This is a genomic window from Bacillus toyonensis BCT-7112, from assembly GCF_000496285.1.
GTDB lineage: Bacteria > Bacillota > Bacilli > Bacillales > Bacillaceae_G > Bacillus_A > Bacillus_A toyonensis.
Genome location: NC_022781.1, coordinates 858,557 through 881,414 on the forward strand (window position 1 = coordinate 858,557; position 22,858 = coordinate 881,414).

23 protein-coding genes and 1 pseudogene are annotated in these 22,858 nt (G+C 34.8%); 5 read left to right on the forward strand and 19 right to left on the reverse strand.

Annotation, left to right across the window (positions count from 1 at the left end):
* Positions 1 to 6: 6 nt before the first annotated feature.
* The 3 genes from BTOYO_RS04340 to BTOYO_RS04350 all read right to left on the reverse strand — a co-directional run bounded on the left by BTOYO_RS04340 (position 7) and on the right by BTOYO_RS04350 (position 2,521).
* Complete coding sequence (locus BTOYO_RS04340) at positions 7 to 951, reverse strand: ABC transporter permease (RefSeq protein WP_000482778.1); 945 nt, start codon at positions 949 to 951, stop codon at positions 7 to 9.
* Positions 944 to 1,855 carry an ABC transporter ATP-binding protein gene (locus BTOYO_RS04345; RefSeq protein WP_000180632.1) on the reverse strand — a complete coding sequence of 304 codons (912 nt, stop codon included), beginning with the start codon at positions 1,853 to 1,855 and terminating at the stop codon, positions 944 to 946. Before BTOYO_RS04345 ends, BTOYO_RS04340 begins: the two co-directional genes overlap by 8 nt.
* Before the next feature lie 90 nt (positions 1,856 to 1,945).
* Positions 1,946 to 2,521 (reverse strand): FtsX-like permease family protein, encoded by a 576-nt coding sequence (locus BTOYO_RS04350; RefSeq protein WP_000050640.1) that lies wholly within the window; start codon positions 2,519 to 2,521, stop codon positions 1,946 to 1,948.
* Between the two features lie 174 nt (positions 2,522 to 2,695).
* Here BTOYO_RS04350 and BTOYO_RS04355 point away from each other — a divergent pair, with 174 nt between their 5' ends.
* Positions 2,696 to 3,295, forward strand: coding sequence for a hypothetical protein (locus BTOYO_RS04355; RefSeq protein WP_001222411.1), 600 nt, complete (start codon positions 2,696 to 2,698; stop codon positions 3,293 to 3,295).
* A 92-nt stretch (positions 3,296 to 3,387) separates the two neighbouring features.
* Here BTOYO_RS04355 and alsR read toward each other — a convergent pair whose 3' ends face one another.
* Positions 3,388 to 4,287, reverse strand: coding sequence for an acetoin biosynthesis transcriptional regulator AlsR (gene alsR, locus BTOYO_RS04360; RefSeq protein WP_000423218.1), 900 nt, complete (start codon positions 4,285 to 4,287; stop codon positions 3,388 to 3,390).
* Between the two features lie 152 nt (positions 4,288 to 4,439).
* Between alsR and BTOYO_RS04365 the strand changes: the two genes are divergently transcribed.
* Complete coding sequence (locus tag BTOYO_RS04365) at positions 4,440 to 4,805, forward strand: CidA/LrgA family holin-like protein (protein ID WP_000872363.1); 366 nt, start codon at positions 4,440 to 4,442, stop codon at positions 4,803 to 4,805.
* The gene (locus BTOYO_RS04370; protein ID WP_000578968.1) at positions 4,802 to 5,479 is read left to right on the forward strand and encodes an LrgB family protein; all 678 of its coding nucleotides are present in this window, start codon (positions 4,802 to 4,804) and stop codon (positions 5,477 to 5,479) included. Before BTOYO_RS04365 ends, BTOYO_RS04370 begins: the two co-directional genes overlap by 4 nt.
* Positions 5,480 to 5,490: 11 nt before the next feature.
* Here the strand turns inward: BTOYO_RS04370 and BTOYO_RS04375 are convergent, their stop codons facing one another.
* Positions 5,491 to 5,904 carry an NUDIX hydrolase gene (locus tag BTOYO_RS04375; protein WP_000442987.1) on the reverse strand — a complete coding sequence of 138 codons (414 nt, stop codon included), beginning with the start codon at positions 5,902 to 5,904 and terminating at the stop codon, positions 5,491 to 5,493.
* Between the two features lie 140 nt (positions 5,905 to 6,044).
* Here BTOYO_RS04375 and BTOYO_RS04380 point away from each other — a divergent pair, with 140 nt between their 5' ends.
* Positions 6,045 to 6,245, forward strand: coding sequence for a DUF3903 domain-containing protein (locus tag BTOYO_RS04380; protein ID WP_000624210.1), 201 nt, complete (start codon positions 6,045 to 6,047; stop codon positions 6,243 to 6,245).
* A gap of 318 nt (positions 6,246 to 6,563) precedes the next feature.
* Here BTOYO_RS04380 and BTOYO_RS04385 read toward each other — a convergent pair whose 3' ends face one another.
* The 14 genes from BTOYO_RS04385 to BTOYO_RS04455 form a co-directional block, all read right to left on the reverse strand.
* Positions 6,564 to 7,319 (reverse strand): sulfite exporter TauE/SafE family protein, encoded by a 756-nt coding sequence (locus BTOYO_RS04385; protein WP_000974639.1) that lies wholly within the window; start codon positions 7,317 to 7,319, stop codon positions 6,564 to 6,566.
* 108 nt (positions 7,320 to 7,427) lie between these two features.
* Positions 7,428 to 7,574 carry a BC1881 family protein gene (locus BTOYO_RS04390; protein WP_000849372.1) on the reverse strand — a complete coding sequence of 49 codons (147 nt, stop codon included), beginning with the start codon at positions 7,572 to 7,574 and terminating at the stop codon, positions 7,428 to 7,430.
* 248 nt (positions 7,575 to 7,822) lie between these two features.
* The gene (locus tag BTOYO_RS04395; protein ID WP_002039335.1) at positions 7,823 to 8,326 is read right to left on the reverse strand and encodes a hypothetical protein; all 504 of its coding nucleotides are present in this window, start codon (positions 8,324 to 8,326) and stop codon (positions 7,823 to 7,825) included.
* 70 nt (positions 8,327 to 8,396) lie between these two features.
* On the reverse strand, positions 8,397 to 9,404 hold the full coding sequence (locus BTOYO_RS04400; protein WP_000386795.1) for a nuclease-related domain-containing protein: 1,008 nt from the start codon (positions 9,402 to 9,404) through the stop codon (positions 8,397 to 8,399).
* Between the two features lie 276 nt (positions 9,405 to 9,680).
* Positions 9,681 to 10,724 (reverse strand): GH25 family lysozyme, encoded by a 1,044-nt coding sequence (locus BTOYO_RS04410; RefSeq protein ID WP_001181410.1) that lies wholly within the window; start codon positions 10,722 to 10,724, stop codon positions 9,681 to 9,683.
* A gap of 134 nt (positions 10,725 to 10,858) precedes the next feature.
* Positions 10,859 to 12,622 (reverse strand): ABC transporter ATP-binding protein, encoded by a 1,764-nt coding sequence (locus BTOYO_RS04415; protein WP_023441004.1) that lies wholly within the window; start codon positions 12,620 to 12,622, stop codon positions 10,859 to 10,861.
* Positions 12,622 to 14,373, reverse strand: a complete 1,752-nt coding sequence (locus tag BTOYO_RS04420) for an ABC transporter transmembrane domain-containing protein (protein ID WP_000862305.1) — start codon at positions 14,371 to 14,373, stop codon at positions 12,622 to 12,624. The genes BTOYO_RS04415 and BTOYO_RS04420 overlap by 1 nt, the downstream gene beginning before the upstream one ends.
* Positions 14,374 to 14,497: 124 nt before the next feature.
* Positions 14,498 to 14,719 (reverse strand): YneF family protein, encoded by a 222-nt coding sequence (locus BTOYO_RS04425; protein WP_001123316.1) that lies wholly within the window; start codon positions 14,717 to 14,719, stop codon positions 14,498 to 14,500.
* A 78-nt stretch (positions 14,720 to 14,797) separates the two neighbouring features.
* Positions 14,798 to 15,238, reverse strand: a complete 441-nt coding sequence (gene sirA / locus BTOYO_RS04430; RefSeq protein WP_000860638.1) for a sporulation inhibitor of replication protein SirA — start codon at positions 15,236 to 15,238, stop codon at positions 14,798 to 14,800.
* 156 nt (positions 15,239 to 15,394) lie between these two features.
* Positions 15,395 to 17,395 carry a transketolase gene (tkt, locus tag BTOYO_RS04435; RefSeq protein WP_000019759.1) on the reverse strand — a complete coding sequence of 667 codons (2,001 nt, stop codon included), beginning with the start codon at positions 17,393 to 17,395 and terminating at the stop codon, positions 15,395 to 15,397.
* Between the two features lie 289 nt (positions 17,396 to 17,684).
* Positions 17,685 to 18,488, reverse strand: a complete 804-nt coding sequence (gene phnE / locus BTOYO_RS04440; protein WP_000047884.1) for a phosphonate ABC transporter, permease protein PhnE — start codon at positions 18,486 to 18,488, stop codon at positions 17,685 to 17,687.
* The gene (phnE, locus tag BTOYO_RS04445) at positions 18,488 to 19,282 is read right to left on the reverse strand and encodes a phosphonate ABC transporter, permease protein PhnE (protein ID WP_001000771.1); all 795 of its coding nucleotides are present in this window, start codon (positions 19,280 to 19,282) and stop codon (positions 18,488 to 18,490) included. Before phnE (BTOYO_RS04445) ends, phnE (BTOYO_RS04440) begins: the two co-directional genes overlap by 1 nt.
* Positions 19,279 to 20,052 carry a phosphonate ABC transporter ATP-binding protein gene (gene phnC / locus BTOYO_RS04450; protein WP_000569223.1) on the reverse strand — a complete coding sequence of 258 codons (774 nt, stop codon included), beginning with the start codon at positions 20,050 to 20,052 and terminating at the stop codon, positions 19,279 to 19,281. The genes phnE (BTOYO_RS04445) and phnC overlap by 4 nt, the downstream gene beginning before the upstream one ends.
* A 95-nt stretch (positions 20,053 to 20,147) precedes the next feature.
* Positions 20,148 to 21,086, reverse strand: a complete 939-nt coding sequence (locus BTOYO_RS04455) for a phosphate/phosphite/phosphonate ABC transporter substrate-binding protein (protein WP_000915069.1) — start codon at positions 21,084 to 21,086, stop codon at positions 20,148 to 20,150.
* A gap of 185 nt (positions 21,087 to 21,271) precedes the next feature.
* Here BTOYO_RS04455 and BTOYO_RS04460 point away from each other — a divergent pair.
* Positions 21,272 to 22,854, forward strand: a pseudogene (locus BTOYO_RS04460) (bifunctional metallophosphatase/5'-nucleotidase).
* Positions 22,855 to 22,858 lie beyond the last annotated feature (4 nt).

The window sequence follows — 22,858 nt, forward strand, 5'->3', positions numbered from 1 at the left end:
TTCTTATTAAGTTAAATCGCGTTTTAAAAATACTGTATAGGAAATACTTAAAAATACAAATAAATACAGCAATAACATACATGAAGCAAATGGGAAGGTTACTCCTTCAATAAAACTTCCATTCTTGGCAATACCGTATAAATCTGTGTTTGCCGGCAATAAATATTTCACCCAATTATATCTAGTTGCTGCTAGTAACGCAATATTTCCTGATAAAGCAAGAAACAGTGAAATACCGATTGCGCCCCCACTAGATCTTGTTAACACAGAAATCATAAATGCAAACGCTGCGTACACAAGAGTTGGCAACCACGATAAAATGTAATATTTACTTACTTCCACAAAAATATTTTGTTTTATAATATTTCCATCTTGAAAAATAAATTCACTCCATGCAGGCTGTTGGAATTTATAAATAACAAGTCCACTTAAAGCGGAGAAAATCATATTAAATATAAACAATAAAGCTGCAAATATAACGATTGCTAAAAATTTTGCTGTTAAAATTTTAAATCGACTTGCCGGACGGATTGTTAAAAATTTATATGTTCCCCAGCTATATTCATTCGCAAAAATTGTACTTGCATACACGAGGATAAATGGAAGCAAAATTGGAAATACGATAAAACCTGTATCTCTCATGAAAGAAAGTGGAGAACTGCTTGCTGGTGCTATATCCGTATCTAAATGCTTCATTTTAAGCTGATATTCCTTTACAAGCTCGTCCCCCGACCTTTCTGCTAAAATAGCTTCTTTTTTCATACCAAGCTTTTTCTCAATTTCTACCGTACGTTCTGTATAATCTGCTTTCCAACCCTTTGTTTCTGGTTCTAAATACTTTACCGTAACCCATCCTAATCCAATTATTAATACTGCAATAACCGCAAAAGGAATAATCGTTCTTTTACGCTTAAATATTTTATACAGCTCGTTATACACTAAATTAAACAATATCTTTTCCCCCTGTTAATTCTAAAAATTGCTCTTCTAACGTTTTTCTTTCTTCATATACACGATAAACTTGAATATTTTTCTCAAGCAAAGTACGAATAACATTTGGGATTTCTTCATCTTTTACATTGATAAGTAGATCATTACCTTTTATTACAACATCACATTCTAACATTTCCGCTGCTTTATTTGCATCATCTACACGTATACGGATCGTCTCCATCTCTTCACTATGACTATGCTGAATATTTTGCGTCGCTACATATTCTCCGTGTTGAATAATAATAACTCTGTCACACATTAATTCAACTTCTGAAAGTAAGTGACTAGATACAAGTACTGCTTTTCCTTGTTCATGTGCAATTTTCTTTATGTACATTCTCATTTCATGTATTCCACTTGGATCTAGTCCATTCGTTGGTTCATCTAGTACCAATACATCTGGATTATGAATAAGCGCCTGAGCAATCCCTAAACGTTGTCTCATACCGAGTGAATATGCTTTTACTTTACGGTCAATTACTTGTCCCATTCCTAACAATTTCACTACTTCATCGATACGTTCTTCTGTCACATTCCCATTCATTCGGCCGAAATATGTTAAATTTTCGTAGCCGCTCAAAAAAGGATAAAATTCCGGTGTCTCAATTACTGCACCAATTTTCGCAGCAGTTTTTTCAAATTGCTGTTTTACAGATTGACCATCAATCCATACTTCACCTTCTGTCATACGGATCATACCGACCATCATTCTCATTAAAGTCGTTTTTCCAGCACCATTTGGTCCTAGCAGGCCAACAACTTCACCTTTTTTAACTTCGAAACTAATATTTTCTACAAGTGTCTTTGAACCGATTCGCTTCGTTAACCGCTCAACTTTTACAATTGATTGTTCATTTGTCATTCTATACAACCTTTCCTTCCCATTCTTTGTCAGGTCTTTTCACTCTAACACGATTATTTTCATGTGTAAAATAGAAAAAGGCATGATTTCTCATGCCTTTTTCTCAAACTGAAACAAATTTCCGTCTTTTAAACTTCGAACAAATCGACAACATTGCATCATCGATAATACGACGACAGCCATCATAATTATACTAACAACTGCTATTGCATATATTGTAATTGGTGCACTATTTATCCCTTGTATCCCTGCTATTTTCATAAAGATAATCGTGAATAATTTCAAAAATAACATCCCATGAACTAGACCGAAAACAGACGCTGCTCCATAAATGAATAATTGCTCCTGACATAATAAACATAGTATTTCATTTTTTTTCATATTCCCTACTACATAAGATTTAAATTCCTCTCTCCTCACTTGCAGAAGAGAATTCGTCATTTTATACGCAATAAAAATACATATAAAAATCAATAAAATAAACAGCGTGTAAAAACACATTTGAAACAAAAATGTTGCCCCTACTTTCCCAGTCGCTAGTTCATTAAATTGTAGCGACATCATAAAAAACAAAATTGCAGTACACATGGCAATCCACATGAATTGCTTCATCCTTTTGACAGCAAATGTTCTTATATTTTTTCTCGCTAACCGACATAAAGACATAAATTTCTTCCCCTACCTTATAACATACGCATTCTATACTACTAGTGTATAAAAATATGACATTACAAACATCGCACTACAATCTGAATCTTTTCTAAGTCTTTAGTCCTAGAAAGGAAAATGGGAATTTATTCATATTTAAATTATAATTGTAAAAAGAGGAGGGTTTATACTATGCGTATAAACGTATTATTTATCTTATCTTTACTTTTCTTTACTAGTTGTAACCAAATACAAAATAATGAAGTTGCTTCTGTAGAAGCTTACAAGTTAACAAAAGAACAGTCTTCTATTTTACAAATGACGCCTATTCAAGAAGGAAATAGTATGTTTTATAACGTTACACTTAATAATGATAAAGATGAAATAAATGCTACGATTGATTATTATCAAAATGGTAAAAAAGTAAAAGAGATTACTAACATCGCTTCATCACATTTTCTAGAAAAGAAAATAAAACTCTCTTTCATACCACCACATTTCCAATTTGATAAAGATGTAAAAGAAAAAGGTCAATGGTATATTAATATTGACGGTGGTTCAACGCTTGCTCCTGAAGAAGCACCTCTAGGTGTAAATAGTTCTGCAACTATTACAATTCAATCTGCAAAAAATTTAAGATATAATCAGAAAACAATTTTAGCTGCTGTAATCCAAACAAGTAAAGAAACTGTAAGCGTCCCTACAATTGATGAAGAAACAGGTATTGATCTACTCTTAAAAGAAAATGAACACGTTTATCTTTTCAGTATCGAGCTAAAAAAAGAAAAATAAAACAGAAATGCACTTAAGCTGCATTTCCGCTTTATTGTTTAATAAGGTGTACTTTTATATATTCGAATTAAATCTATTTACCGTTACTAATATTACTCATCTTCTACTTCTATTCGTTTCTTCTCTCTTGCAATTTTTAAAAACTCTAACAGCTCTGGATTACTATTCATTTTTTTATAAGCTACCGACATTTCTGCAACAAAATTAGAATCATATAACTCTTTATATACAACTTCTGTTTTATATAATTTATTTGCCGATACAGGGATTACTGTAATCCCAATCCCTGCTGCTACAAGCCCCATAACTGTTTGATATTCTGTTGCTTCTTGTACAATTTGAGGACTAAAGCCAACCTCTCGACAAAGAGATAAAATTGTATCATACAACGCCGGCCATACTGGTCTCGTAATAAAAACAAACGGTTCATCGCGTAAATCTTCTATATGTATTTCATCTTTCTCTGCAAGTGGATGTGCCTTTGGCAAACATAAAGTACAAGATAACCTTTGAATTGGTTCTAACTCTAATAATTGTGTTGAAATTGGCGGCCGTAAAAATCCAATATCAATACGATTATCATGAAGTGCATGCACTTGATCTGGTGTAGATAATTCATGTAATGCGACAGACACTCTCGGAAATTTCTTTCTATACTCCCTGACGATAGACGGTAAAATATCATATATCGCCGCACCTACAAAACCAATTGAGAGTGATCCAACTTCTCCCCTTTGCGCACTTTGTGCAACTTCTACTGCTTTTTCAATTTGCTCAAACGCTTTTTTTACTTCTTTTAAAAACATTTCTCCTGCTTCTGTTAATTCAACCTTTCTCTTCGTTCTTGAAAATAACAGAACTCCCATTTCTTTTTCTAATTGCTGAATTTGTTGACTAAGTGGCGGTTGTGTCATTTGTAAACGAGCAGCCGCTCGTCCAAAGTGTAACTCTTCTGCCACAACAACAAAATATTGCAAATGCCGTAATTCCATTTTGGACACCCTTTTCAATTTCAATTAATACGTCTAATATATTAATAACATATAATTTATATATTAGACAAATATTTTGAATGAACGTATAGTAGAAATTGTTAATTCTTTTTTACAATTTTTATGTAAAAAAAGAAAGAGGTGGTTACTGTATGAAATGGTGGAAGTTAAGTGGACAAATTTTATTATTATTTTGTTTCGCTTGGACAGGTGAATGGATCGCAAAACAGGCACACCTCCCAGTTCCAGGAAGTATAATCGGTATTTTTTTATTATTAATTTCATTAAAATTTAACCTAGTTAAAAAAGAGTGGATACAGGACGGAGCAGACTTTTTATTAAAAGAACTTATTTTATTTTTTATTCCTTCTGCAGTCGCTGTTATTCGTTACAAAGATACACTATCACAATATGGAATCGATCTCATTTTAATTATTATGATTAGTACACTTTGTGTTACTCTCGTAACAGGACTATTAACAGAATTGCTACTTAAGCGGAAAGGATCAACGCAATGATCGGCTTTCTTTGTTTACTATTAACACTATTGACATATTGGATATCTAAAAAAATATATCAACGTTGGAATTGGAGCTTACTTTCTCCTCTCCTTGTCTGTCCCATTATTTTAATCGCTTTATTGCTTGGACTAGACACACCTTATGAAACATATGAATCTGGTGGTCAATGGCTAACAGAATTATTAAAACCTGCAACAGTTGCTTTTGCATGGCCAATCTATAAATACTTTGATTTATTAAAGAAACACGGAATCGCCATCTTACTTAACGTCATCGTTGGTTCATTTTTATCAGTTATTACTTCGGCACTACTAGCAAATTATTTTCAAATTGATTCGTCACTAGAACATAGTTTAGCACCGCATATTGTAACGACACCAATCGCAATGGCTATTTCAGAAATGATTGGTGGCATGTCACAATTAACAGCTGTATTTGTCGTTTTAACTGCCTTAACAGGAGCATTACTCGGCCCTTCCCTTATACGTATTTGCCGCATTAAAACCGCGCTCGCAAAAGGTATTATGTTAGGAACGAGCGCAAATGGAACTGGTACATCAAAAGCATTCGAAATCGGCCCTGTTGAAGGAACAATCGCAAGTTTATCCATGCTTTTAACAGCGGGTGCTAGTTTAGTTATCGTTCCGCTTTTCTTATCTTGGATACATTAAAAAGCAAGTATTTACATACTTGCTTTTTCATTTATATATTGACATATTAACTCGTAATCCTCCGGAAAAGCTAGCGATAATTTTTCAACTTCCTGTATCCCTTTCCAGTCAATTTCATGTATTAACTCATCAGGATCTTGAATTTTCATACTACCGCCTATTTTTTTAACAAAGTAATAATGAACATACACTGGAATTCCGTATGTAATACCTTCTTTTTCGTATATTTTATTTACAACTTCCACATTGTAGCCTGTTTCCTCCCAAACTTCCCTGATACAACATTCTTCTAGTGTTTCTCCCTTTTCAAGTCCTCCACTTGGTACAGACCACCTTTTTTCTTCCCCTTCTTTGCCTTGCAGCACCATTAAAATTTCATTTCTGTCATTCATACATATAGCTGCCGTACCTATCCATCTCTCCATAAACATCCCTCCCCTACTAAAATTCGCCTTCTTTTTTATTTTCCCCTTGAAAAAAGAGGAAAAAAATAAACGGTGACGAAAGAATACATCAACTTCATAGGCAGTCCCTTCTTAGAAATTAAAAACGGAAGGATGAAATTATGATTTCTAAATATGTTGTGGAATGTGTCTTTTGTGAAGAAAATCGAAAACCTCGCCAAGCTACCGTCACAGTTCCCGCCACTTCTCAACTACTAGCTATTCAAAAAGTTCGGGCTGAATGTAAACGTCGCTTTGGAAAAACGTTATTATTGCAAACAGAGGTTAAAGAAGAAATAGTTTTGGAACAAAAAGAAAGCTGACCATCAATTGGCCAGCTTTCTTGTCCGATCATATTTTCACATGAAGATTAGGGGCATCCTCTTTAAGGATCGGGATTTTCCCATTATGTACGTTCCATAATGGTCATCGAACAATATATTTCTATGCAATTAAGTATTGAATAGAATAGGGCAAAACTTGTTCGCATTTTTAGAAAAGGGATAGGGATATAATTCAAGTAGTACTTCGAATACTCGAACTTTATACTCATAATATTAATGCAAATTCTTTTATATGGGAAATATGAATTACTTATATAATTCATTCGTAAAATATATTAATACCTTGCTATAGTAGTTTTATTCCATCAATAACATACATCCGGCTAAAACTGGCGTCATAATCATTGAAAATCTCAACAGCATGCGTGGTGCATAATTTGTAAACTTCGCACCGATATATGCTCCTAACATCGTCCCAATTAATACTTGCAATAACAATATATAATCTAAATACCCTTCCGAACTATATCCAATCCCGCCTCCAATTGCAATGGGTAATATAACAAGCATAGTCGTTCCTACAGATTGCTGTATCGTTAATCCTAAAAGAACCATTAGTCCAAGTTGTATAAAAGGGGCTGAACCAATCCCGAATGAACCAGCCAACATTCCAGTAACTAATCCTAAACATATACATTTCATCAAGTTGTTTTTTGAAAGTTTTTTCTGTCCACATAAGGGTGGCTGTTGCTTATTTAGAGACATAATCAATTTAATAAACATAAAAATTGCTGATAAAAATAACATCCCAGCTGTAAACCAATGGAGAAGATGTGCTGGTATAAGCGAACCAAACTTTGAACCGATATAAGAACCAAGCGCTCCAAATCCACCAACAATCCCGCCTATCATAAGTACAACATTTCCTTCACGATAATGACTTATAACTCCAGATAACGTCGTAAATGCCATAGCAGTTAAAGATGTTGCAAGTGCAACGTGAATAGGAATATGAAATACTAAAGTGAGTATCGCGATAATAAATCCAGCTCCCCCTGCTCCAACAAATCCTAATAAAATACCCATTAATAACATCGTTATAATAATTGCCACATACTCTCCCTCCAGTATCCCAATTATCTACTATACGCCCTCTTCCATACAAATAAAAAGCATCCTATCCGGATGCTTTCACTACTTTTCTATATTGAAAATATGTAATCAATCTTGATTAATTAAAATAACAGCAGGACCAGCAACGACTACTCCAGCTACTTCTATCTTTTCAAATTCCTTTACTGTAATAGATATAACACCTTCTCTTTCCATCAATTCTTTACTCAGGACTTCAGTCGGTATCGTCTTCACCGTCTTACCTCCTTTTCATTTATACAATATGATAAAGCGACACTTTAATCAGTGGGGGTTTTGGCCACCCCCACTGATTATTAGCCCTCATCAACCAGGCTTTTGCGAGATAAAAACAACCCAATACATCCATATATATGCATCACCTCCACTTTCATTCCTTATTCCATCCAAAATTCATATTCCCTTTCTATAACATATTGAAAAATAAAAAGAAGCTATAACATATAGCTTCTCTCTAAGTTTCTTTACCCTCTCTGTACCTTATATGTCAAAACTCTACCATCTCTATCAAATTGGAAAATAAGCTGTTCACTATCTATTGGAATGAAGCCACGTTCTGTCCCAAGATAGTACAAAGTGATGACCCCTTCTTCCTCATTTCTCGTTTCAGTAGGCGTTCCTAACAATTGTGTAATTTCTTCATTTGATTTCCCTATTAATTTATATTTTCGCATGAAATCATCTACCATATGTACCCGTTTCTCTTCGTCATTTAACCACCGATCTCGATTAAAATTGGAAGTGTACTCATTCATACTTAATTGTACAGCACACACTATTAATGGAATGATCCCTACTATCATTACACGTAACATTTGTTTCTTTTCTTTATTACGACTTGTAGAAGCACGTAAGATGACTCTTTGAATCATGACTAATAAAATAAATGGCATAACTACTACAAAAATACTCTTTACACTTAATGACATATGAACTATATCGATAACGAAAATAAACGCAATGTACATGACTATATACAAACAAAAATAAACATACAAAATCCCATGTAATAGAGCACCCAGAAAAATCTCCCCCTTTTTAATTCACCTGGCAAAGCATTTCTCTTATCTTTTGTAACTCTTGCGCTGTATATATTACTTCCCCTGTTAAAACTTCATTTTTGAAAAACGCTACGATTTGCTCCCTATCTTTTAATCTAGGTGTGTCCTCATTAGAAAGATCTAGTACTTCTTTACCACTCTCATTATAAAAATATACAATTGGCTTTACGTTTTCTTTTACAATATCAACTTGCAATTCTTTCAAACAATTGTATAAAATTTGAGATTGTTTCTTCGCTTTATATACTGGATTCCCTTCATTTTTCACTTGTATAGTTAACGAATCTTCACCTGTAATACATTCAAGCGTCTCTTCTTTTTTAATTTCTTGTTGATACTTACCTATTTCATCAAGCATAAATGAATATATACTAGCATTCTCTTTCGTTACACCATGAATTAATTTTCCTGTCCACTCTCTCGTCTCAAGTAAATACATACCAGTTTTATATAAGATAAGATGATGGATTCGAATATCGTTTATTCCAAGTTTATCTCTAATAAAAACATTCGGCATAATATGAAATTCATCTTCTTGTATGATTTCTTGTTCTAAAAATCCTTGCTTCATATAATGTAATGTTTCATGCGTATTTACTTCAGCGCTATTTTTAGTATACTCTCGTAAATCTGCAATTAACTTTTGAAACATATGTATTTCATTACTATGTTTATCTTGCATTTCACTACGTTCTTTACTATGTTGCATAGCTAATTGATTTTTCATCATACGCATATTTTCAAGTTCTCTAGCTGTACTAACTTGTAAATCATTATACTTTTTCTGTTCCATATTTTTTAACGTATTTTGTTGCTCTTTATGTTCTGTAACCGTGGCTGCAATTTCACTTTCATACGTTTCAATCGCTTGCTTTTTTTCAAATTCCACCTGCTGGCTCTCTGATTCCAACTGTTTATTTTTATAAAACAGTACGAATACTGCAGCTAATAATATTAAAATTACACCTATTAGCACATAATCCATATTTTTACTCCTTTATTTCAATTTTTGATTATTTTTTATAAATATCCCCATTGTATTATACTATGCTTTTAATATACAACTTGTGAAAATTAATTTTTTCATAGAGTGACACTTTAATCAGTGTTTTGTTCTATCACCCACTCATTATTAGCCCTCACCAATCGGCCTTTTACGGGCAACTCCCACCTATCTTCCTCGCATTCGCCGAGATTCTTACTGCCTGCAAATCGCGGGATAAAAGGTATCTCAGGCGAGATACCTTTTACGTTGACTTTATTATACACCATACTGAATATAACTCGAATCATAATATATCCATTCATTTCCACCTAATCCGAGCCAGCCATCTTGCTTACACCATACTCGATATGCCTCACCATGATGTAACTGTCTTATAACATTTCCACTTAATGATGGAGCATCCCGTAGATTCACATTGTCACCAGTAATAGTCGCCACATAATGTTTATACTGAATATAACTCGAATCATAGTATATCCATTCATTTCCACCCAAAGCAAGCCAACCATCTTGTTCGCTCAAAACTTCATATGATTCACCTCGATTTAGCTGGCGAATTACACTAGATTGTAAAGATGGTCCAGTCCGTAAATTTACATTATCGCCATTAATTACAGCAACACCGTAAACTGGAGTTGCATTATTAGGCGGAGAAACATTCCCTCCACCACTCGATCCATTCCCTTGCAAAGCTTCTAATGAAACTGCTGCTGATACATCACAATTTCCTACACCTGAAATTTGGCCAGAATCAGTGTATTGCCACGCTGTCCACTCTGTCCATCCACCAGCATCAGCAGGCGGTGTACTAGAATATCTAGCAATCCAAAGTGGAATATCACTTAACCCGTTAATTCCAAACTCATTAATATACCAAACTCCTGTATATAACATTACATTTTTTCCAGTAGCCTGTTTCACATAATTTATGAAACTTCTTGCCCAATTAGATATAGCGGTACCAGTTAAATTACTATTACTCGGATCTGTTGGTGACTCTAAATCTAGAACTGGCATTAAGTCTGTTTGATTGCTTTGTAATATACTCACAAAATATTTCGCTTCTGAAATTGCATCATTTTGTTCTGGATGTGCAAAATGGTATGCACCGATTAATACATTCGCATTTCGTGCCGCTTGTACATTTTGAACAAAAGTAGGATCAAGATAATTTACACCTTCTGTCGCTTTTGCATATGCTGCTGGAATGCCAGATGCCTTCACTGCATTCCAATCAATACTCCCTTCCCAATGAGACACATCGATAAACGTAACATTTGAACTCGATCTGTTTTGCATATAAAATCTCCTATCAAATTTTTTCATTCCGTATACATACAATATGTACAACTTTACTAAATGGACACGACATGTATGCTATAAAAACAAAGAGTAAATATATTTTATATACAAAGTAAAAAAGACCTTGTATATTACAAGGCCTTTTGCAAGCTTCCTTTATTTTGTAGTAAATACATATTATAATACAACCCTTGCTCACTCAGTAACTCTTGATGTGTTCCCCTTTCTACTATCTCTCCATCATGCATAACGAATATTTGATCTGCATCTTGAATTGTAGATAACCTGTGAGCAATCGCTATCGTCGTTCTACCTTTTCTCATTTGCTGCAACGCTGTTTGAATAGCCTCTTCTGTTTCTGTATCGATATTAGCTGTTGCCTCATCTAATACTAACACTTTCGGATTAGTTGCTATCGTTCTAGCAAAAGCAATTAATTGTCGTTGACCACTAGAAAATGCAGCTCCTCTTTCTACTACTTCTGTTTCATACTGCTTTGGTAATTTTTCAATAAACGTATTGGCTTGCACAAATTGCGCAGCTTCTTTTACTTCTTCATCTGTAATTTCTTCATTGTACATACGAATATTTTGCTTTACATTTCCTGCAAATAAAAATGCATCTTGCAATACGAGTCCTATTCTCTTTCTAATTTCTCGTTCTTCAAATTTCTCTAAATCTACACCGTCTATTACAATGTTTCCCGACTTAATATTATAAAATCGCATTAGTAAATTCATAATGGTACTTTTTCCGCTACCAGTATGCCCAACAAAAGCAACCGTTTGCCCTTGTTTCACATGAAAAGATACATTTTTTAAAACATCACGCTTTCCATCATACGAAAAAGTAACATTTTTAAATTCAATATCTCCATTAACTACTTGAGGATTCCCATCCCCTTTTTGAACCGGCGCTAAATCTTTCTCATCTATTAAATGAAATACACGTGATGATGAAACAAGTGCCTGTTGGAAAAATGATAATTTCATCATCATCTCATTTACAGGTTGGAAGAAACGATGAATATAGTTAACAAACGCATATAAAACTCCTACTTCAACGGGACTCTTTAAAGCGTCAATTCCGAATAAACCAAGTACTAATGCAATTGCTACAATATGAACTAAATCCGTTGCTGGACGTAAAAGTAATGCGTCTAACTTTAACGTGCGTCGTCCTGCACTATAATGTTTATTATTCACCTCTTCAAATTCTTTTCTCATACGTTTTTCTTGTCTGAATACTTGAACAATATTCATTCCTTGAATGGACTCATTTAACTTCGCATTTAATACGCTTAATTGATTACGTACTTCTAAATAAAAAGCTGCACTTTTCCGGCGATATAGCACCATAATAGCAAACATAATTGGAATTAATATAAGAGAAAATAGTGCTAATTTTACATCTAATAAAAACATCGCCACTAAAATCCCTACTAAAAACACTACATTTTTTACGAATGTTGATAGTACACTTACATAAAAATCCTTAATCGCTTCCGTATCATTTGTTATGCGAGATACGAGTGTACCTATCGGCGTACGATCAAAGAAACTTAATGACAATTTTTGAACGTGTTCATACACTTCAACTCGCATATCTTGAACAATCTTAAAAGCTATATTTTGAAAGTACAATAAATCTAAATACGTAAATAATACTTTTAATAAATGTGCAATTATATACACTACAAATAGAGTAACAAGTGCTGATTGATCAAAGTTACGCGGTACTAAATGTTCATCAAGAAATTGTTTAATTAAAAAAGGACCCATCATTTCAGTTACAGTTGCACCAACTAGGAATAAAAATGCTAATGCTAATAACCTTTTATATGGTCTCAGATAAGAAAGTAATCTTCTTAAATCACTCCGCTTTTTCTCAGCCATCATACGCCTCCTTTCTCTACTAACGCCTCTAGTTGCTGGCTTTCGTACATTTCTTTATACCAACCATTTTCTCCCATCAATTGTTCATGTGTTCCTCGTTGCACTACCGCTCCTTCATCAATCACAAGAATAATGTTTGCATGCTGAATTGCACTTAAACGGTGTGCAGTAATAATCGTCGTTTTTTCTGCTCTTTCCCGTTTCAATGCGGATAATATAGTTTCTTCTGTTTTTGCATCGACAGCTGATAAACAATCATCTAAAATTAAAATTTCAGCATTCGTTAATAAAGCACGCGCAATTGAAATCCGCTGTTTTTGACCTCCCGATAGTGAAACACCTCTTTCACCTACTACCGTATCATACCCTTCTGAAAATTGAACGATATCATTATGAATACAAGCAATTTCAGCAGCACGCGCAATTTCTTTATATGTAGCATCGACCTTTCCGAATGCAATGTTCTCTCCAATACTCGCTGAAAATAAAAAATGATCTTGCGGCACGTATGAAATTGCAGAACGTACACCATGAAGTGTTACATCTCGAATATCCCGCTCACCAACTTTTAATTCACCATTAAAATGATCATATTCTCGAATTAAACATTTTAACAACGTCGTCTTCCCTGCACCGGTACGTCCCACAATACCTAGCGTTTCACCTTTTCTTAAATTAACATAAATATCTTTTAAGTTTAATAGTTCATTTTTCTTATAAGAAAATGAATCAATAGCAAATGAAACATCACCACTTGCTATAGTATTTATAGCGTTTTCCTTATTTACTACATCTGAAGTTTGTGAAAGTATTTTCTCCACACGATCATACGAAGCGCGTCCACGTTCCATAATATTAAACAACCATCCAAAAGCTAACATTGGCCATACAAGAGTCCCTAAGTATGTTGTAAACGTTACTAGCTCTCCTACAGTTAATTCGCCCCGTACTACTAATAAAGATCCGTAACAAACTGCGATTAAAAACGAAAACCCGACAATAAGTGCAATCGTTGGATCGAATAACGAGTCAATACGTGCGACTAACATATTTTTATGTACGACATCTTCTGATTTCTTCCGAAATGCTTCCAAATCCTCTTTCTCTTGTCCAAGCGAGCGAATCACCTTCATCCCACTCATACTTTCTTGTACTTTATCATTGATTTCAGAAAACGATTGCTGCGCTTTATGAAATCTTCTATGCAATAAAGTTCCATAATAATTTGTAGAAATCGCTACAATTGGCATCGGAATTAAACTTAATAATGTCAACTTCCAACTAATTGTAAACCCCATCGCCACAAGTACACATCCTCCAACTGCTAATGAGTCAACAAGTGTTAAAACACCCGATCCAGCAGTTTGCTGAATTGCCTGAATATCATTGGTCGCATGCGCCATCAAATCGCCTGTACGACGTGATTGATAGAAAGTTGGACTCATCTTTGTAAAATGTTCATATAAATTCTTTCGTAATTGACGGGCTAATTTTAAAGAAGATCCAAAAATCATAATACGCCACAAATAACGCAATATGTACATAGTAATTCCTACAACAACTAACAGAATAACCCACTTCAACAATTTTTCAGATGTTAATGTTCCATTATTAATTTCATCTACTACAATACCTAGTACTTTCGGGGCTACAAGTTCAAGAAGCGCGACACCAAATAACATAATAATCCCAATTATGTACGCTCGTTTTTCTTGTTTAAAAAACCAAGCTAAATTAAAAAATACTTTCATATTTATCCTCCTCCCTTAAAATGAGCGATGTTTTCAGTTTAACAAAAATACAGAATTTTTAAAAGTTTTAAATACTTTCAAAATCCAATAGGAAAGGGCACTCTTATCGAGTGCCCTTTAGCGCTTATTTTGTTTGTTGCTTGCTCATCGCGCTCATCATTTGATTGATTTTCTTTTGGGAAGGTTTTTGTCCCATTTGCATCATCATCATTTTTAACATTTGTTCATTAATTGGTGGATTTTTTTCTAAGTAGTTCATCATGTATTTGCGGGCAATGAAAAATCCTAACGCCACGCCTGCTACTAGTGCTACTACGCCCACTAGAATACCTAACCAAATTGGCATATATTTTCCTCCTTCATGTTGTCTACCTTACAGTGTACTAAAACCTTTTCAATAAGACAAGATAGAATTCGACATTTTTTACACATATGTTCGTACTTGTTTTAAAGGATTCAACCATCCGTACTTTGTATTTTCATAATCCATAGCTAAAAATGTTAGTTCACACTTTCTTAACACCTCAAAGAAAGTCGTTTCCATAGAGACATTTCCAGAGGTATTCATGCGAATATAGTGTGGTTTCACTATTATTTCGCCATATTCCGCTCCCGTAAAAAGTGTATGCGTATGATGTGTTCTATCATATTTACCAAGAACACGCAAAGCTTGCTCTAATTTATGATGAATTTTCATTACTTGTAATGGCATCGTTATATACATCATTTGTTTATATAACACTTTTTTCTCCGAAAGGGACCCAGATTCTGAAAATCGAGCAAATAAATCAAAAAACAAATATTCACGACCAAAATAAGCTTTCGCAATATCCTCTTGAATTAAATACAATTCATACGTTTTCATTTTCAGCCTCCCAATCTGGACAACCTTTTCTCTTCATTATATAGAAGAAAATTTGCAATGATTGTCTGACTGCGGAGAGATAAAAAACTTTTTCTGTCGAAAAAACTCATTTACATAGAAAAACCTCTCCATGCCGGAGAGATTTTTCTAAAATCATTAAAGCATTTCTTTTACTTTACGAACAACGTTCTCTACAGTAAATCCATACTCTTCCATAATCTTCTCACCAGGAGCAGAAGCACCGAATGTATCGATACCTAACACATCTCCTTCAAGACCTACGTAACGGTGCCATCCGAATGTAGCACCCATTTCGATTGCGAAACGTTTTGTTACTGCTTTTGGTAATACAGATTCTTTGTACTCAGCAGTTTGAGCTTCAAAGCGATCCATAGATGGCATGCTGACAACAGCTGCGTCAACGCCGTCTACTGCTAACGCTTTTTGTGCTTCAACAGCTAGACTTACTTCAGATCCAGATGCAAGTAAAATTACATCAGCTGTTTCTTTCTTGCTTGCAGAAACTACATATGCACCTTTTGCAACTTTTTCATACGTATCTTCTTTTGCGCCTTCTAATGTTGGAAGATCTTGACGAGTTAATACTAAAGCAGTTGGTGTTTTTGTAGATTCTAAAGCTAATCTCCAAGCCGCAACAGATTCGTTACCGTCAGCTGGACGAATAACAGATACATTTGGCATTGCACGAAGCGCTGCTAATTGCTCAACTGGCTCATGTGTTGGACCGTCTTCACCAACAGCGATACTGTCGTGTGTGAATACATACGTTACTGGCAATTGCATTAATGCTGCAAGACGAATTGCTGGACGTAAGTAGTCAGAGAATACGAAGAACGTACCACCGTAAGTTTTTAAACCACCATGTAGTGCAATACCGTTCATTGCTGCACCCATTGCGAATTCACGTACACCGTACCAAATGTTTTTACCGCTGTAATCTTCTCTTGTAAAGTCTTTTTCGTTATTCATATATGTTTTGTTAGAACCAGCAAGGTCAGCAGATCCACCGAAGAATGATGGTACAGACTCTGCAATTGCATTAATTACAGCACCTGAAGAATTACGTGTTGCTGCTTTTGATCCTAATTCATAAGTTGGTAAGCTTTGTTCCCAACCTTCTGGAAGAAGACCGTTCATTGCTGCTTGCAGTTCGTTTGCTAATTCTGGATATGCTTGTGCATATTCACCTAACATCGTGTTCCAAGCTGCTTGCGCTGTTTCACCAACATCTTGTACTGTTTTACGGAAGTTGTCATATACTTCTTCTGCTACATGGAAGTCTTGTTCAGCAGTCCAAGCGTATGCTTCTTTCGTTAATTTTGTTTCGTCTACACCAAGTGGAGAACCGTGTGAAGCTGATTTTCCTGATTTGTTTGGAGAACCGAAACCAATTGTCGTTCTTACTTCAATTAGCGTTGGGCGTTTTTCGTCAGCTTTCGCTTCTTCAATTGCTTTCGCGATTGCTTCAATATCGTTTCCATCCTCAACACGGATTACTTGCCATCCGTATGCTTTGTAACGATCTTCTACACTTTCAGAGAATGAACGATTTAAATCGCCATCTAATGAAATATCGTTTGAATCGTAAAGCACAACAAGACGACCTAATTGTAAATGAGCAGCTAATGAAGATGCTTCAGCAGAAACGCCTTCCATTAAATCTCCATCACCACAAATAGCGTATGTATGATGATCTACTACATTATACGCATCACGGTTATATTTAGCCGCTAAATGTCTTTCAGCCATTGCCATACCTACAGCAGTTGCAATACCTTGTCCAAGTGGACCAGTAGTTGCGTCTACACCTGCAGTATGACCGTACTCAGGATGTCCTGGAGTTTTACTTCCCCATTGACGGAAGTTCTTTAAGTCATCCATTGTTACATCATAACCAGATAGGTGAAGTAGGCTGTATAATAACATTGAACCATGACCTGCAGATAATACGAAACGATCGCGGTTAAACCACGTTGGGTTATTTGGATTATGTTTCATAAATTGAGTCCATAATGTATAAGCCATTGGTGCTGCACCCATTGGCATTCCTGGGTGACCAGAGTTTGCTTTTTCAATCGCATCGATGGATAATGTGCGAATCGTGTTGATAGAAAGTTGTTCGATTGAATGTGACATGCTATTCTTCCCTTCGCTTATATTAGTAAACGTTTTATACATTTATATGATAGCTTCCCACGCAAGATTATACAACATGTATCGACAAATATGTTGATGTTTTTTTGATTTTTTATAAAAAAACCAATGATTTCGGGAATGTATGGGTATTCAATATGACATACTTTTTTATTGTTTTTATTTTAAAAAGAAAGGGAATTATCTGTATATTTATACAAACGTACAGACTTCTTTTAATAAACACTTAAAAAGACAAAAAAGCATCTGACTTCGATGCTTTTAAAATCCGTTAAACAATCCGTTTTCGAATCGAACTTGAAATAAAATCGATTATAATTACCATTAGAATGATGCCCAATAAAATAATTCCCACACGAGACCAATTCCGTGAACTTAATGCAAAAATTAATGGCGTACCAATACCACCTGCTCCAATTACACCTAAAATCGCAGCGGATCGCACATTAATTTCGAACCTGTATAACGTATACGATAGAAAATCTGGTAACACTTGTGGTAATACCGCATACCAAAGTATTTGAAACCGATTTGCACCTGTTGATATTAACGCCTCGGTCGGTCCCTTATCTATATTTTCAATTCCTTCCGAATATAGTTTCCCTAACATTCCGATAGAGTGTAACCCTAAAGCTAGAACTCCGGCAAAAGAGCCTGGCCCAACAGCTTTTATAAATAAAAGAGCCATAACTAATTCAGGAAATGTACGAACAAAACTAAGTACAAATTTCCCAGCACCTGAAGTTAATTTTCCACTACTCATATTCGTTGCCGCCCAAAAAGCAAATGGAACAGATAAAAAGGCAGAAATAAATGTACCTAATATTGCAATTGCCAACGTATCAATCAAACCATGTAATAAATCTTCACCATCAGGCAAAGATACATACGACCAATCTGGGTTCAACACGCCTGTCATAATTGCTTTTGTAATTTCTCCCGCTGTATTTTTTATTCCCTCGAGTGGGACACCTGAAAAGGCCCATACATATATAACTGTTAGTGCTATAAAAATAATCCAGCGATTTACACTCGGTTTCTTCGGTTTTGGTACGATTATCGTCGTTTTACTCATTATAATTTCTCCCGCAACAATGTACTTATATAATCAATTAACAATACAACAACAAGGGTATAAATAATAATGGAAGCAGTTTGTTGATATTGTAAAAATCCAAGTGTACGATCATAATATAAACCAATGCCACCTGCTCCTACTAAACCTAGAACGGCTGCGGCACGTACATTCACCTCAAATGTATAAAGTACGTAGGAAACAAAGTGCGCTTTCACTTGCGGAATGACCCCATAAACAATCCATTGCACCTTATTCGCTCCTACAGCTGTCATCGCTTCTAATGGACCTGGATCAATTGATTCAATTGACTCATACAATAATTTCGCTACGAGCCCAACCGAGAAACAAGTAAGAGCCAAAATACCTGGAAGTGGTCCTATTCCAAAAATCGCTACAAAAATAGCCGCTAATAATAAATCTGGTATCGTTCGTATAAAATTTAAAATCAATCGAGCTGGACCGTACAAAAATACACTAGTAAATACATTACTTGCTGCAAATAGTGCAAGTGGAATGGCTAAAATCGCTCCTAAAGTCGTTCCAATAATCGCCATGCGTATTGTATCTAACATTGCTGTTGTAATAACTTGAAAATAACTCCAATCTGGTGGCACCATTTCCTTCAATAAATCCATCATATTTGGAAAACCAACTACTAGTTTTGAAAATGATGCGTCGACCTGTACACTACTACCCCACAACAGTAAAATAACTAGAATAACCGTTAACATATGTTTCAATTTACTCGGCGGCTTCGGTATCGATTTCGAATATATCGTCACGTCATTCATTTAGCTGCCACCTCTAATAGTGAGCTTTTCTGAGCTACGTCCCCATAAATTTCAGCAAATTTTTCATCCGTTGCCTCATCTACTACACCATCAAAAACAATTTCACCTGCATGTAATCCAATAATGCGTGTAGCATATTGCCTCGCTAAATCAATAGAATGTAAGTTTACAATTGTCGTAATTCCAAAATCTTCATTAATTTTTTTCAAATCATCCATTACTTGCTTTGTTGTCAGTGGGTCTAACGAAGCAACAGGCTCATCTGCCAATATAATTTTCGCTTCTTGTGCCAATGCTCTAGCAATCGATACACGTTGCTGTTGTCCTCCTGATAATTCATCTGCTCGTGCATATGCTTTTTCTAAAATATTTACCCTGTTCAAAGCCTGAAATGCAAGTTCCAAATCTTCCTTCGGAAACAAGCCTAACGTTGTACGTAATGTCGAATGATATCCAACACGCCCGGCTAATACATTCTTCAGTACCGTGGATCGCTTTACAAGGTTAAAGCTTTGAAAAATCATACCAATATCTCGGCGCATGCGTCGTAACTCTTTGCCTTTTGCAGCAGTAATAGACTCACCTTCAATAATAATTTCTCCTTCTGTAATCTCATGAAGGCGATTTACTGATCTGAGGAGTGTAGATTTTCCAGCCCCAGATAGCCCGACCATTACAACAAATTCACCTTTTTGAATTTTTAAATTTATGTTTTTCAATCCTTTCGTACCATTTGGATACACTTTGGAGACATTTTGAAACTCTATCACACATCTTACCTACCTTCTATGTATTATCAATAACTGAAAAACGGCAAACTAACTGAAATCACACACTTTCCAGTTAGTCGCCATTTCCATATGTATTATTGTGTTTTCACTTTCTTTCCATAGTCACGAACGATATCAAATTTACTATCATCAGATTTCACATATCCTTCGTGTGAGTATACCTCTTTAATGATTTTGTGCCCTTCTTCATTCTTTCCTATTTCAATGAAAGCATCTTGTAATTTCTTGCTCCACTCCGCATCTAAATCAGAACGTACAGAAATCGTATCGTTTGGAATTTTCTCCGTAAATTTTACTATTTTCGTTTGATCGAATATATTCGGATAATCTTTTTTTACAATATTACGAGCATCTTGGAATACAACAGCTGCATCAACATCACCATTTAAAAGAGCAATAAGTGACTGATCATGACCTTTTAATGTAACAGGTTTCACATCCTTTAGCGGATCGACTCCCTCTTTTAACAATACAGCTGCAGGCCATACATACCCTGCTGATGATGTTACATCTTGATAACCAATTTTTTTACCCTTTAATTCTTTTACACTGTTAATATTAGAATCTTTCTTAACAACAAACTCTGATTTATAAAAATCTACTAAGTCCTTTGTGGGAGCTCCAGTTTCATCATCTACCCCAAAACGTTGCGCCTGTAATATTACGTTTGCAGCCTTTTTCTCATGCGCTAACACATACGCTGTTGGAGGTAAAAATCCTACATCTACTTGTTTTGATGCCATAGCTTCTACAATTGTATTGTAATTCGTTGAAATACTAACTTTTACCGGAATGTTTAATTTATCACTTAATAGATTTTCCAATGGTTTTGCTTTTGCCTCTAACGTATCTGCATTTTGAGAAGGAACAAATTGAACATTTAACGTCTTCGGTACATAACCTTTTTTCGTATCCTCATTTTTACTTGCACTTGATTCCTTCGTTCCACAGCCACTTAATAACCCCGCTGCTAGTACAACTGTTGTGCTCATTGCAAAAACTTTTTTCAACATGTGAATGCCTCCATTTTTCGTTGTTATAAAATAACCTTCCGTAAACATGAAGAAATATATCACATATTTTTACAAACAATTACTTATTTACAGAATCTTTACACATTCTATACATTCTGATTAAAATTCTTTTCATATATTTGATATGATTAATTGAAAGATAACAATAGAAAAGGTGAATGGTATTGAATCAAAATCAAATTGTAACTTTAAATATTTTATTAACAAGCGATGTACATGGTACTGTGTATCCAATTCACTACCAAGATAACTCCAAAGCAGAAATTGGTTTAGCTAAAATTTCTACTCTTATAAAAAAGAACGTTCCAAAAATACAAACGTTCTTTTAGTTGATAACGGTGATTTCATACAAGGAACACCTTTAACTTATCATTACGCTACATACGAAAAAGATAAGAAAAATCCAATGTCCTTATTGGCCAACTATTTAAATTATGATGCTGCAATTATCGGCAATCATGAATTTAATTATGGAATGGATATATTAAATCATGCTGTAGAAACTGCAAACTTCCCGTACTTATCAGCAAACATTTTAGATAAAAACATAAAAGAACCTTATTTCGGGAAACCCTATATAATAAAACATATTGAATCAAATATAAAAATTGCTATTTTAGGGGCAACAACACATTACATCCCGAATTGGGAACAGGCCCATCATATTAAAGATTTACTATTTGAAGATGCATTAGAAACAATAAAAAAGTGGGTTCCTTACATCCGTAAACATGAGCAGCCCGATTTACTAGTCGTAGCCTATCACGGAGGATTTGAACGCGATTTTCAAACAGGAGTACCGACTGAAGTTTTAACAGGTGAAAACCAAGGATACGCAATGTATGATGAAATTGATGGTATAGATATTTTACTAACAGGCCACCAACACCGAGAAATTGCTCAAACTTTAGATAATGGTGTAACAATTTTACAGACCGGATGCAATGGACACTCCGTTGGAAAGGTAAAAGTAATATTCGAAAAAACAGAACAAAAATGGGTAAAGAAAAATAGTTACGCACAATTATTGCCTGTGCAAGGAATCGAGGCCGACAAAGATGTTCTTTCCTTGGTCGCCGATTATGAAGAGAAAACACAAAAATGGCTTGATCAGCCTATTGGCATCATTCATGGAGACATGCGAATTTCAGATGCTATGCAAACTCGTTTGCAAGACCATCCTTTTATTGAATTCATAAATAAAATCCAGATGGATATAGCTAACGTTTCTATTTCTTGTACAAGTTTGTTTCATAATACATCTCCAGGATTCCCGAAACATGTCACAATGCGGGATATCGTTTCCAATTATATTTACCCAAACACATTAAAAGTTATTCGAGTGACTGGAGCCGATATAAAAGATGCTCTCGAACTTTCTGCTTCTTATTTCACATTAAATAAAGTTGGAGATATAATTGTTAATCCTGCATTCATAGAACCAAAACCTGCGCATTATAATTACGATATGTGGGAAGGGATTTCGTATGTATTAAACATTTCAAAACCAATTGGTGAAAGAGTAGAGTCTTTACAGTATAAAGGCGCTACACTCGATATAAATGAAGAATATGACGTTGTTATGAATAATTATCGAGCAAACGGCGGAGGGAACTTCTTCATGTTTCAAAATAAACCAGTAATAAAAGATATTCCAACAGATATGTCTGAACTTATTGCTAACTATATATTGAAGCATAAAAGAATAGAAGCAACGAGAAATAACAACTGGAAAGTTATTAAATAACAAA

Coding starts and splice junctions, on each gene's coding strand:
- BTOYO_RS04345 (WP_000180632.1), bottom strand. CDS start 1,855: ATGACAAATGAACAATCAATTGTAAAAGTTGAGCGGTTAACGAAGCGA.
- BTOYO_RS04350 (WP_000050640.1), bottom strand. CDS start 2,521: ATGTCTTTATGTCGGTTAGCGAGAAAAAATATAAGAACATTTGCTGTC.
- BTOYO_RS04355 (WP_001222411.1), top strand. CDS start 2,696: ATGCGTATAAACGTATTATTTATCTTATCTTTACTTTTCTTTACTAGT.
- alsR (WP_000423218.1), bottom strand. CDS start 4,287: ATGGAATTACGGCATTTGCAATATTTTGTTGTTGTGGCAGAAGAGTTA.
- BTOYO_RS04365 (WP_000872363.1), top strand. CDS start 4,440: ATGAAATGGTGGAAGTTAAGTGGACAAATTTTATTATTATTTTGTTTC.
- BTOYO_RS04370 (WP_000578968.1), top strand. CDS start 4,802: ATGATCGGCTTTCTTTGTTTACTATTAACACTATTGACATATTGGATA.
- BTOYO_RS04375 (WP_000442987.1), bottom strand. CDS start 5,904: ATGGAGAGATGGATAGGTACGGCAGCTATATGTATGAATGACAGAAAT.
- BTOYO_RS04380 (WP_000624210.1), top strand. CDS start 6,045: ATGATTTCTAAATATGTTGTGGAATGTGTCTTTTGTGAAGAAAATCGA.
- BTOYO_RS04395 (WP_002039335.1), bottom strand. CDS start 8,326: ATGTACATTGCGTTTATTTTCGTTATCGATATAGTTCATATGTCATTA.
- BTOYO_RS04400 (WP_000386795.1), bottom strand. CDS start 9,404: ATGGATTATGTGCTAATAGGTGTAATTTTAATATTATTAGCTGCAGTA.
- BTOYO_RS04410 (WP_001181410.1), bottom strand. CDS start 10,724: ATGCAAAACAGATCGAGTTCAAATGTTACGTTTATCGATGTGTCTCAT.
- BTOYO_RS04415 (WP_023441004.1), bottom strand. CDS start 12,622: ATGGCTGAGAAAAAGCGGAGTGATTTAAGAAGATTACTTTCTTATCTG.
- BTOYO_RS04420 (WP_000862305.1), bottom strand. CDS start 14,373: ATGAAAGTATTTTTTAATTTAGCTTGGTTTTTTAAACAAGAAAAACGA.
- BTOYO_RS04425 (WP_001123316.1), bottom strand. CDS start 14,719: ATGCCAATTTGGTTAGGTATTCTAGTGGGCGTAGTAGCACTAGTAGCA.
- sirA (WP_000860638.1), bottom strand. CDS start 15,238: ATGAAAACGTATGAATTGTATTTAATTCAAGAGGATATTGCGAAAGCT.
- tkt (WP_000019759.1), bottom strand. CDS start 17,395: ATGTCACATTCAATCGAACAACTTTCTATCAACACGATTCGCACATTA.
- phnE (WP_000047884.1), bottom strand. CDS start 18,488: ATGAGTAAAACGACGATAATCGTACCAAAACCGAAGAAACCGAGTGTA.
- phnE (WP_001000771.1), bottom strand. CDS start 19,282: ATGAATGACGTGACGATATATTCGAAATCGATACCGAAGCCGCCGAGT.
- BTOYO_RS04455 (WP_000915069.1), bottom strand. CDS start 21,086: ATGTTGAAAAAAGTTTTTGCAATGAGCACAACAGTTGTACTAGCAGCG.